The organism is Campylobacter concisus, assembly GCF_003048775.2.
GTDB lineage: Bacteria > Campylobacterota > Campylobacteria > Campylobacterales > Campylobacteraceae > Campylobacter_A > Campylobacter_A concisus_I.
In genome coordinates this window covers 1,657,266-1,668,883 of the sequence record NZ_CP049272.1, presented here as the reverse complement: position 1 = coordinate 1,668,883, position 11,618 = coordinate 1,657,266, and the positions used below count along the sequence as shown (strand labels likewise).

11 protein-coding genes are annotated in these 11,618 nt (G+C 39.5%); 7 read left to right on the top strand and 4 right to left on the bottom strand.

Annotated elements, in window-relative coordinates:
* Positions 1-27 precede the first annotated feature (27 nt).
* Positions 28-285: a SemiSWEET family transporter gene (locus tag CVT17_RS08335; protein WP_021091682.1), complete on the bottom strand. Its 258-nt coding sequence runs from the start codon at positions 283-285 to the stop codon at positions 28-30.
* Between the two features lie 128 nt (positions 286-413).
* Here CVT17_RS08335 and CVT17_RS08330 point away from each other — a divergent pair, with 128 nt between their 5' ends.
* The 7 genes from CVT17_RS08330 to CVT17_RS08300 all read left to right on the top strand — a co-directional run bounded on the left by CVT17_RS08330 (position 414) and on the right by CVT17_RS08300 (position 9,166).
* Positions 414-902 (top strand): hypothetical protein, encoded by a 489-nt coding sequence (locus CVT17_RS08330; RefSeq protein ID WP_107858940.1) that lies wholly within the window; start codon positions 414-416, stop codon positions 900-902.
* Between the two features lie 105 nt (positions 903-1,007).
* Positions 1,008-1,583: a molybdenum cofactor guanylyltransferase gene (locus CVT17_RS08325; protein ID WP_107858941.1), complete on the top strand. Its 576-nt coding sequence runs from the start codon at positions 1,008-1,010 to the stop codon at positions 1,581-1,583.
* Complete coding sequence (locus CVT17_RS08320; RefSeq protein ID WP_230853288.1) at positions 1,573-2,541, top strand: phospholipase A; 969 nt, start codon at positions 1,573-1,575, stop codon at positions 2,539-2,541. Before CVT17_RS08325 ends, CVT17_RS08320 begins: the two co-directional genes overlap by 11 nt.
* A 166-nt stretch (positions 2,542-2,707) precedes the next feature.
* Positions 2,708-4,102 (top strand): GntP family permease, encoded by a 1,395-nt coding sequence (locus tag CVT17_RS08315; protein ID WP_107858942.1) that lies wholly within the window; start codon positions 2,708-2,710, stop codon positions 4,100-4,102.
* Entirely contained in the window at positions 4,099-5,232 is a 1,134-nt protein-coding gene (locus CVT17_RS08310) for a glycerate kinase family protein (RefSeq protein ID WP_107858943.1), read from the top strand. Before CVT17_RS08315 ends, CVT17_RS08310 begins: the two co-directional genes overlap by 4 nt.
* Positions 5,233-5,424: 192 nt before the next feature.
* Positions 5,425-6,162 carry a 4Fe-4S dicluster domain-containing protein gene (locus CVT17_RS08305; protein WP_107770561.1) on the top strand — a complete coding sequence of 246 codons (738 nt, stop codon included), beginning with the start codon at positions 5,425-5,427 and terminating at the stop codon, positions 6,160-6,162.
* 13 nt (positions 6,163-6,175) lie between these two features.
* Positions 6,176-9,166, top strand: a complete 2,991-nt coding sequence (locus CVT17_RS08300) for a molybdopterin dinucleotide binding domain-containing protein (RefSeq protein ID WP_107770562.1) — start codon at positions 6,176-6,178, stop codon at positions 9,164-9,166.
* Between the two features lie 222 nt (positions 9,167-9,388).
* Here the strand turns inward: CVT17_RS08300 and CVT17_RS08295 are convergent, their stop codons facing one another.
* The 3 genes from CVT17_RS08295 to CVT17_RS09465 form a co-directional block, all read right to left on the bottom strand.
* Positions 9,389-10,450 (bottom strand): tyrosine-type recombinase/integrase, encoded by a 1,062-nt coding sequence (locus CVT17_RS08295; RefSeq protein WP_107775523.1) that lies wholly within the window; start codon positions 10,448-10,450, stop codon positions 9,389-9,391.
* 76 nt (positions 10,451-10,526) lie between these two features.
* Entirely contained in the window at positions 10,527-11,387 is an 861-nt protein-coding gene (locus CVT17_RS08290) for an AMIN domain-containing protein (RefSeq protein WP_107858944.1), read from the bottom strand.
* Positions 11,388-11,392: 5 nt separating this feature from the next.
* On the bottom strand, positions 11,393-11,575 hold the full coding sequence (locus CVT17_RS09465; RefSeq protein ID WP_180378667.1) for a hypothetical protein: 183 nt from the start codon (positions 11,573-11,575) through the stop codon (positions 11,393-11,395).
* Positions 11,576-11,618: the final 43 nt, after the last annotated feature.

The following is an 11,618-nucleotide window of genomic DNA, read 5'->3' as shown; positions in this document are numbered from 1 at the left end:
TGCAAATTTACCGGCTTTATTAGCGTATTAAAACGCTGTTATAGTTGCCAAAAGACCAAAGATTATACCTGGGAAGTTTGCAGCAGAAAGTGGATAGTCTTTTTTAGCTTTTAATAGTCCGTAACTTGTCCAGATTGTGCAGTTTAGTGCAGCCGCTAGTGGCTGTATAAAAGGCGTCTTGTTGCCGTCAAGATTACCCATTATTTGTGGGATGTATGAAAAGTACATAACAACTGATAGGCATGTGCCGATCCAGCCTAAAATTTGTAGATTTTTTTCGCTCATTGCTTCTCCTTAAATAAAAGCGCCATTATATCTTTTTTTAATCATAGCAAGCAAATGGATAAAATGGCCATGATTTTTACTGCGATTAAGATGGTTTTAGTAAAATTGAGCATTTTAAAAGGATAAAAATGCCAGATATAGTATATGACAAAGCAAAATGGCACTGGGGTGCGAAAGATGCGCCGACTGATATACCGCATGAAAACGGTGCGACACACATTGCTTTTTTCTTTCGCTGGTGCATGGAACACAAATTTTATTCAAAGGAATTTGCGGCAGATTTTGCGGACGATATAGCACAGATGGACGAAAATTTTAACTATCGTCAGTATCTTTTTGACGCTATGGACGGCGTACTTGGAAGTGCGGAGCTAAATACTGCTGGTAAAGTCTTTGCAAAAGCTTACTATACGACTGATCGGACAAAATTTGCCAAAATGTATGGTTGGTATTTGCAGGATTATACGGATTTTGTTTCGAAAAAATTTGGTGAAAAATACTTTGATAACGCCTATTTTTATATAGAAAATTCACAAGAAAATTATGCCTTGATCAAAGCTATCATTGATCGTCGCTACGAGGAATTTTTAACAATGAAAAGGGTAAAGCAGGCTTAAAATTTCACAAGTAGCATAAACAAAAATAAGTTTTTATCACATATTTTTGGTAGATCAAAGCCGCTTTTAGCTAAATTTAGCCTCATAACTCTCTTAAGGGAAAAGATGCAAACTTGCGTGATTTTAGCAGGTGGTAAAAGCTCGCGTATGGGGCAAGATAAGACACTTTTGCCATTTGGTGGTTTTAAGACGCTTACTCATTATGAGGTTGCGAAATTTAGCAAAGTTTTTGAAGAGGTTTATGTAAGCTCAAAATTTGAGAAATTTAGCCCACCACTAAAGCTTATAAAAGATGAAAATAGCGATAACTATTCGCCAATGCTCGCACTTTACTCCATTCTTAAAAATTTTGATCATAGTGTTTTTGTGATACCAGCTGATATGCCATTTTTTGATCTTAAAAGCTTAGAGGAGCTTGTTAAATTTAAAGATAAATTTGACATAGTTGTGGCCAGTGATAATGAGCACATTCACTCGCTTTGTGGTTTTTTTAGCCCAGGGCTTGCCACTTTGGCTCATGAGTTTTATTTAAAAAATGAGCATAAAATCGGACTTTTGAGAAAAAGCTGTAAATGCAAAGTCGTAAATTTTAAAGATAGTGGGCAATTTTTTAACGTAAATTTCCCTGACGAATACGAAATGGCAAAGAAAATCCAAGAAAAGAAGATAGATGATGAGTAAAATTTTATTGTTTTTAAGCCTTGCCCTTAGTTTTTTGATAGCAAGTGGGTTAGATGATTTTAAAAGGGCACAAGAGCTGGAGCAAAGTGGCGACATAAAGGCTGCGATGCAAATTTATAAAGAGTTAGCTAAAAGCTCTTTAAACGAGCAAAACGTGGTACAAAATGTGCAAGCAAGCGAGCCAGTGCCAAGAGAGGCAAAGCTAAAGCAAGCCAATCTTTTAAGAGAAGATAAAAGTGGTAAAAATTTACAAAATACACTTGGTATCGAGCTTTATAAATTTAACTACCTTTTGCCAGTAACTTATGCTAAAAATGTGCCAAACGATGAGCGAAAAAGCGTTGAAACTAAGTTTCAAATAAGCCTTGCAAAGCCGTTGTTTTATGACCTGTTTGGACTTAGAGAGAGCCTTGTGGCAGCCTACACGCAGACATCTTGGTGGCAGATAACAAGAACTTCAGCGCCGTTTCGTGAGACGAACTATCAGCCAGAAATTTTTCTAAATTTTGCTTCTCCAAAATATTTGAATCAAATAGGTGTAAAAAACCTAAAATTTGGACTTTTGCATGAGTCAAACGGACGAGATGGTAGCAATTCAAGAAGCTGGAATAGAGCTTATGTGCAAAGTGATTTTGTTTTTGGCAAGCTTAGCATTTCGCCAAGAGCTTGGATGGTAGTGGGCAATAAGGGCGATAATAAAGATATATTAAAATACATAGGACACGGCGATGTAAGGCTTAGCTACAACCTTAATGATCACATTTTTAGCCTAATGCTAAGAAATAACTTACATTTTGATAAAACAAATAAAGGTGCTGCTGAAATTTCATATATGTTTCCTATCTTTTCAACTGGAGTTTATGGCTATTTGCAGTATTTTACTGGATATGGCGAGAGTTTGATTGATTATAATAGGCATACTGATAAATTTGGTCTTGGTTTTGTTGTTTTAAAATAAGCTAAAAATTTTGAACTTATAAAATGGCTAAATTTAGGCAAATAATTATAAATTTACTCAAATATGTCAAAAAAATTTAATTAATCAAAAAACTTAAAAATATTAGAAAAAATACAAGCAAATTTTGCTAAAATCTTAAGCAAAATCTCAGAGCAAAGGAGTTTTTATGAGCGGAATCTCACTAATTGTCTGTTTTGTTGTAGCCATCATACTTATGATAGTTATGATCTCTAAGCTAAAAGTGCATCCATTCTTGGCACTTATGAGCATTTCTTTGGTTCTTGCGATCGTCGCAGGCATCGATCTGTCCAAGATCCCAGCGATGATAGGTGTCGGCTTTAGTGGCACATTTAAGAGTATCGGTATCGTTATTATCTTTGGAACGATCATCGGTACCGTGCTTGAAAAAACGGGAGCTGCACTAAAGCTAGCTGATATGGTCGTAAAGCTAGTCGGACAAAAGCGTCCAGAGCTTGCTATGCTCATCATGGGCTGGGTTGTTGGCATTCCGGTATTTTGTGATAGCGGATTTGTCGTTTTAAACTCTATTCGCGAGGCACTTTATAAGAAAATTTCAGCAAGCCCAGTCGCGATGTCAGTCGCACTTAGTGGCGGCCTATACGCATCTCACGTCTTCATCCCGCCAACTCCTGGCCCAATAGCAGCCGCAGGAACACTTGGTCTTGGCGGAAATTTGCTCCTTGTCATCATCATGGGAACAGTCGTTTCAGTGCCTGTTTTGATAGCTGTTTATTTCTTTTCAAAGAGTGTTGGCAAAAGCGTGACTATCAGCGACAAAGATGCTGATGCTACTATCACAGCTAGTTACGAAGAGCTTTTAAAGAAATTTGGCACGCTACCTAGTGGATTTTTGAGCCTTGCTCCTATCATCATGCCTATCATTTTTATGGCGATTGGTTCTATTGTCGATGTTTTAGCAAAACAAGGCATGTTTGATAAAACGGCTCTCTTGCCAAAGATACTTTTATTTTTAGGAAATCCTATCATTGCTCTTGCAATCGGCGTGGTCTTTTGCGTGTTTTTATTAGTAGAAGCCAGAAAGATAAGAGAATTTGACCACATAACGAACGAGTCTTTAAAGATCGCTGGACCGATACTCTTTATCACTGCAGCTGGCGGTGTTTTGGGCAATGTCATCACTGAGGCCGGCTTTGTAAATTTTATAAAAGAAAATGCCTCTACTATAAAAGCGATAGGAATTTTCTTCCCATTCATCATCTCAGCTGTGCTAAAAACCGCTCAAGGAAGCTCAACTGTGGCAATCATCACGACAGCTTCTATCATGGGTGCATTTAGCGCCGACAACTCACTCATGCAAACACTTGGCTTTACTAGTGAAATTTCAGCTGCTCTTTGTGTCATGGCGATAGCCTCTGGTGCAATGTGTGTATCTCACGCAAATGACAGCTATTTCTGGGTTGTGACAAACTTTAGCAAGATGACCGCCGATCAAGGCTACCGCACACAAACGGCTATGACGTTTATAATGGGTATCGTTGGTATGATTAGCGTTTATATATTATCTTTGGTGCTTTTATGAGAATTTTAGTTGCGATTGATTCGTTAAAAGGCTCGCTTAGCTCACTTGAAGCGGGCCTTGCTATAAAAGAAGGACTAGAAGAGATCGACTGCGAGGTCGTCGTCAAACCTATCGCTGATGGCGGTGAAGGTAGTGTAGAGGCGATGGCTGATGCACTTGGCGCGAAATTTATAGATACGATAGTTAAAAATCCACTTGGAATTGAAATTTTAGCTAGATATGCACTAAAAGATGACCTTGCCATACTTGAGATGTCAAGCGCTTCTGGCCTTACACTCATAAACCCAGATGAGAGAAATCCACTAAAGACTAGCACATTTGGTTTTGGTCAGATGATAAAAGATGCCATTGCTAAAGGTGCCAGAAAATTTATCATTGGCATCGGTGGAAGTGCGACAAATGACGCTGGCACAGGTATGCTAAGTGCACTTGGCTTTAAATTTTATGATAAAGATGGTGCTTTACTTGAAGGAAAAGGCGAGAATTTAGCCAAAATTTATGAGTTTACAGATGAAGATGCTTTAAAAGAGCTAAAGGATTGCGAGTTTTTAATCGCCTGCGATGTAGATAATCCGCTTTATGGCATGAATGGAGCAGCCCATGTTTATGCCCCTCAAAAGGGTGCAAATGGCCGTATGGTAAAAGAGCTTGATAATGGGCTAAAACACTTTGCAACTCTTGTAAAGGAAAAGACTAATAGCAAATTTCACACACAAAAAGGTGCTGGCGCAGCTGGTGGACTTGGCTTTGCATTCGTGGCATTTTTAGGAGCGAAACTTCGCCCAGGCATTGAGATCATTACGCAGACTATTGCACTTGAAGATGAGATCAAAAAGGCTGATCTAGTCATCACTGGTGAAGGCCGTATGGATTTTCAAAGCTCAATGGGCAAGACACCAACTGGGGTTGCAAAACTAGCCAAAAAGTATCATAAGCCAGTGATCGCATTTGCTGGAAGCGTGCAAAAATGCGCCAAAGATTGCCACAAAAATGGGATTGATGCCTATTTTTGTATATTAAATGAGCCAGTAAGTCTTGAAGAAGCGATGAGAAAAGATGTCGCGATTAGAAATTTAAAGATGACAGCAGAGCAAGTCATTCGCCTTTATATGCTAAACTACAAAGCATAAATTTAAGAAGATAGAAGTTTATTTTCTATCTTTTTCCCACTTCTTTCTAAATTTTACTATCCAAGTTCTATCTTTTAAGTGCTACAAAAATTCTCAAAATTTAATACATTTTGCAAAAATATAAAATAAACTTTAGAAAAAATATTTACTATGCTAAAATAAGAAAAAATTCTAAAAAGAAAGGAGAATTTTATGCAACAGACCTTAAATTCTCGTCGCAGCTTCATTGCAGCTGCAGGATTATTTTTTGCTACGACCGCACTAAAGGCTGCGCCAAAGGATTTTAGCGGTAGTAATGTTCGCTATGGCATGGCGATAGATCTAACAAGATGCGTTGGATGTCAGTCATGTACTATGAGCTGTATGTTAGAAAACGACGTTCAGCCAGGCGCTTTTAGAACCATTGTTTCCGAGTACGAGGCAAAGGATAAAAGCGGTAAAATGGCGGTCATTGCGTCACTTCCAAGACTTTGCAACCACTGCAACAAGCCAGCCTGTATCGACGTTTGTCCAACAGGAGCAAGCTATCAAAGAAGCAACGGCATCGTAAAGATCGACACAAAAGAGTGCATAGGCTGTGCGCTTTGCGTGGAGGCCTGTCCATATCACGCAAGATATCTTAGCTTACATACCTACAAGGCCGATAAATGCACCTTCTGCGACCACAGACTAAGAGCGGGACTTCAGCCAGCATGTGTAGAGAGCTGTGTGGGCGGTAGCCGTATAATAGGCGATCTTAACGATCCTAACTCAAATATCAGAAAGTTTCTAGCCACACACGAGACTATGGTTATAGATAGCCCTAAAAATACAAATCCACAGGTGTTCTACCACGGCGTTAGCGAAATTTTGGCTAAAAACGATAAGAAACTCGAGCTTGATAATGGATACAAAAAGGTTATCAGCTGGAGCGAAGAGATAGCACAGTAAAAGGAGATAAGCAATGCAAAGAAGAGAATTTTTAAAAAGATCAGCTGTACTCTCAACACTAACCGCAAGCGCTGTGCTAGCAGATGGCGAAAAAGACGACTACAAACCGCAGTCAAACTCGCTAGAGCCTGAATTTAGCGTAAAAGATGGCAAAATTTCACTCAACGACGGACATAGCGTTGTCTTTTCTATGTGCCACGGCTGTACAACGAAGTGTGGCATAAGACTTCACGTAGATGACAAAAACGACCGAGTTTTAAGATGTAGCGGCAACCCATACCACCCACTCTCAAATGTACACTGGGCAAATTTTGACACATCGATAAATGACGCACTCCTTGCTACAACACTAAGCGGCGAAGATGAGAAGCGAGCCACAGTTTGCGCTAGAGGAGCGATATTGCCTGAGATGATAGACTCACCTGCAAGGATACTAACGCCACTAAAGAGAGTTGGTAAAAGGGGTGAGGGAAAGTGGAAGAGCATAAGCTTTGAGCAGCTAGTAGAAGAGGTAGTGGAGGGCGGAGATCTCTTTGGCGAGGGGCACGTGGACGGGCTAAGAGCAATATATAGCGACGAGCTAATCGATAGTGAAAATCCAGAGTACGGTACCAAACGCAATCAATTTTTAAGTTTTTATCTATATGACGGGCGCTCTGACATCGTTGATCGCTTTGTCAAAAAGTCATTTGGCACTATAAATCACTACTCTCACGGCGGAATTTGCGGTGGTGGCTTTAGGGTCGGTGGCAAGATTGCGCACAACGCAAAGGGCTTTGCACATACAAAACCAGACTATGAAAACTCTAAATTTGTCATCTACTGGGGCACTTCGCCGTCAAATGGTGGCAACCCTTTCCAAAAACAGGCAAAAATGCTCTCTTACGCAAGAGGCACTAGAGATGACTTTAGCTACGCAGTGGTCGATCCAAGCGTTACAAATGCTGTAAAATACGCCTCTTCAGACAAAGGCCGCTGGATAGCGATAAAGCCAGGCACCGACTCAGCTCTAGCTATGGCGATGATACGCTGGATCATAGAAAATGAAAAATACGCTACAAACTACCTTATCCAGCCAAATTTAGACCAGGCAAAGCTAGCAGGCGAGATACACTGGTGTAATGCCACGCATCTAGTCATCACCGAAAAAGACCACAAAGACTATGGTAAATTTGCACTTATCAACAATGAATGGCAGGTTTGCTCACAAGATGGCAAGATACAAAGCTACAAGGTAAATGAACCAGCCAAGCTCTACTACAAAGGTAAAATTTTAATAGACGGCAAAAAGGTCGAGGTAAAAAGCTCAATGCAGCTTTTAAAAGAATCAGCTTATAAACATAGCTTAGAGGAGTACTCAAAAATTTGTGGCGTGAGCATTGAAGATATCATCTGGCTTTGCGAAAATTTCACCAAAAACGGCAGACAGGTGAGCACAAACGTGCATGGTGGTATGATGCATACGCAAGCTGGTATGACTACCTACGCGATACTTTGTCTAAACACACTAATGGGCACTTACGGCTACAAAGGCGGCAACGTCAATGCAAGTGCCGGCACACACGAGTTTTTAAAGGGCAGATATGACCTTGAGAGTTTTGAAGGCGCTTATAAGCCAAATGGTCTAAATTTATCAAGATCAGGCAAATACTACGAAACAAGCTCTGAGTATAAGCGCAAAGTGGCAGCTGGCGGCAGCGGCTATCCATCAACTCAGCCATGGTATCCTATCTCAATGCCACTTGTAAACGAAACACTTACGAGTCACAAGGCCGGCTATCCATACAAAGTAAAAGTTTTCATAAACTACATGACAAACGTACTTTACGGCCAAGCAGGACTTGAAAGAGCGGTTTTAGACGTACTAAAAGATAGTAAAAATTTACCACTTTTTGTGGGCATCGATGCTTTTATGAACGAGACAAACGCCTATGCTGACTACATCGTACCAGACGGAGTAAATTTAGAAAACTGGGCACTTCCAAACTCTCTTTGGGGAACGATCGCTAAAACTTCAGTCGTGCGCTATCCAGCTGTTAGCTCAAAGCAGGCAAAGGATAAAAACGGCGGCGCGATCGACGTTGAGGCATTTTATATAGCCGTGGCAAAGAGGCTTGGACTAAAAGGCTTTGGCAAAAATGCCTTCAAAGACAAAGACGGAAATTTCATGGACCTTGACGTAAAAGAGCAGTATTACGCGGCTGCACTAGCAAATTTAGCCTTTGATGGCGAGGGTGTGAAAGATATAAGCGACGAGGACAAAAAGCTTAGTAAGATATCAAGAGTGATGACAAAACTCGATCCTTATCTAAAAGACGAAGAGAAGCCAAAAGTGGCGCACATACTAGCAAAAGGTGGCAGATACGATAGCTACGAGAGCGCATATAAAGGTGATAAAGCAACCGTAAAAGTGCCAGCGCCTACGCCAGCTTCTATCTACTATGAGCCACTTGGTGGGCATAGACACTCAATAACAGGCGAATATATGCCAGGAGTGCCAAGTCTGATGCTACCAGTAGCAAGTGACGGCACGCCGCTTGAGAAATTTTTCCCACGCTCTGAGTGGAAATACACAGTAAGCTCAAGAAAGTCAAATATCCAACACTTCTACACCTTTGTTAGCCCAAGGCTAAGAGCTGTTCATCCTAGCAACTTCATAAGGATAGCACCAGATATCGCAAGTGAGCAGGGCATTCGCTCAGGCGATAAGGTCAAAGTGACTACTCCTTATGGAGCACAAGTTGGCGAGGCGTTTGTGACGGATGGCGTTGCTAGCGGAGTTATTAGTATCGAGCATGGATTTGGTCATGATGAGTTTGGTATAAGAACGCACATCGTCGATGGAAAGCCAGCTTTTGGGATCGCAAATTTAGAAAAAGGGGTCAATCATAATAAGCTTGGACTTCTTGATCCAAAAAGAAATGGCGAATTTAGTTTAAATGACTGGTTGGTTGGTACTTGCGCTAGACAAGCACTTCCTGCAAATATAAGAAAGATCGGCTAGTTTGATATAAATTTGGCGAGTAGAGTAAAATTTGCTTGCCAAATTTCACTTTTTGTAAGAGTTTTTGCCTTGCGGATTGTAAATTTAGATACAGAGCAAACTTTTGGGCTGCTTGCAAGCCAAAATTTCCTCATATATTTATAGGGTTTCATAGTTAAATAATGTTTTAAATTTTGTATGGGTTAAATTTAGTATTGCTAGTTTGCTTTGGCTTTAAGCGCTCTAGTTTGCTAGATCCTCAGCTACTTTTGCAGCGAGTTTTAGCTTGTCACTATCAAAGTGTGTGTAAATTCGCGAGGTATTTAAGCTTGCATGACCTAGAGCTTCTTGCACCAAAACAAGGTCCTTTTGCTTTTTGTAAAGCATCGTTGCAAAGGTGTGGCGCAGCATGTGAGCACCATTTTTCTCTTTTCTAATACCAGCCTTAAAAAGGATCTGCTCCACTATGCGACTTACATAGGCTTGCGTCAGTCTGGTACCTTTTTTATTGATGAAAAGATAGCCCTCTTTGTTGATGTAGTTTATTGCAATCGCATTTAGATGAGCTTCTATTAGGTGGCGTTTTATCATAACGATGCGGTATTTGTTACCTTTGCCCCGGATCCTAATGATAAAAAGATCGCCATCTTCAGTGATATCCTTTCGCTTTAAATTTAGAGCCTCGCTCACACGAATGCCAGTAAAAATTATCGTTTTTATTATGAGCTTATTGCGATTTGAGTTTTGCTTAAAGTCACTTTCTTCGATCACATCTAGAAATTTTTTGACCTCATCTTCGCCCATAAACTCAGGCAACTTTTGCCCTTTGTTGCCACTAACTCCGCCCCAGTTTTTTAAATTTATATCAAAAACATGGGCCTTGCCGTCCTCTTCGTTTTGTTTGTCTAAAAATGCAAAGAAATTTATCACTGAGATGCGGTAATTTTTCTTACTAGCGTCGCTTAGTCCGCCAGTCGTGCTAGCTAGTATTTCGCTTAACAGCTCTTCATCGATCTGTTTTAGGCTGCTAAGCTCGTAAAATTTCATCGTTTCATATATTTTTTTAAGCGGATTAAAGTAGGTATTTATACCAGTAAGCCCCGCATTTCTCGCGCTTTTTACCAAGCCATCAAGCTGGTCAATGTTCTTTACCTCACGGCTTAGAGCGTAATTCACACTTGCAAGCGCCTTTGGATCTCTAAGCTCTTTATTCGAAAGTGAGCTAAGTTTAAATTTGACGTAGCGGGTGAGCCAAAAAATAAATGAGTTTTCAAAATTATCTTTACAATCAAGTGGATATTTCAAACCAATAGCCTTAAAATTTTATTTTGAAAAGTATTATATTTGAAATTTTATAAAATCTACTCTTTTTAAAATTCAACTATAAAAGCTTAAGCAAATATCCATTTTCAACGGCTTCAAGCTTATATTTATGCATCTTATCAAGCTCTAAAACCACTCTGAAATATCTATCATGCCAACCTATGATCACATTTTTAAAATGTTCATTTTCAAGTTTTAAGCTCTTGGTTTTAAAGCTTCTTGGCGGCCTTGCAAAGTCAAGAACGATCTTATTTTTCTCATAAGCAAAATGCTTTAAATTTTTAGCTTTTGTAGCGATTTTTAGCTCTTTGTCGTTGGCTAGAAAGCTTATAAAACCTAGAAATTTAACATCTTTTCCATTTTTGACACTATCAACTGGCTTTGCACTAGGCTCGATCTTTATCTCGACCACCTTTTGTTCAGGCTTTATGGTAGTTTCTTTTGTTTTGTCTGTGCTAAGATCGATTACTACAACATTTGGAGTTGGCATATCTGAAGTTTTGTTTCTATCTTTATTTGAAATTTTAGTTTCGTTTTTTTCTATTATCACAGGAGTGCTTACTTTTTGACTAGGCATATTTGCCATTGTGACTGAAACATCTAGCTTTTTTGCCACGACTGGTTCTGGATTTTTTACCTTATTTAAAGCAAATTCATCGCTGTAATCGATAGTTTTATTTATATCAGCTAGTCTTTTTTCCTTTATGGTGCCGTCATTTGCTCTATATCTTATGGTGACATCTAGTAAAAGTGCCGCATCGCTTGGAAATTTAAACGAAAGAGAATCAAATCTGTCAAATTTTTCTATGATATTTGTTGTCATAACGCTTGTATTTAGCTCGCTAATAGGCATAAATGGGTTCTCTCTAGCAAAGACGCTTGCTGCAAATATAGATAAAACTAACCAAAATTTTTTCATCATTCCTACTTTTTATTAAAGTCTGGCTCAAGGCCTTGTAATTCAAAATAATCTTTTTGCAGACGCGCGTTCATTTTTTTTAAAATTTCCACGTCTTCGCTAAGCCTCTCTTTTTTACTTTGAAGGCTTAGCATAACATCAAGTGAGCGTTTGCCAAACATCATATTGCCTACATAAAAAGCAAACATAGCCACGCAAATGGTGGCTATGACGTAGCGTAATGTCGGTCTA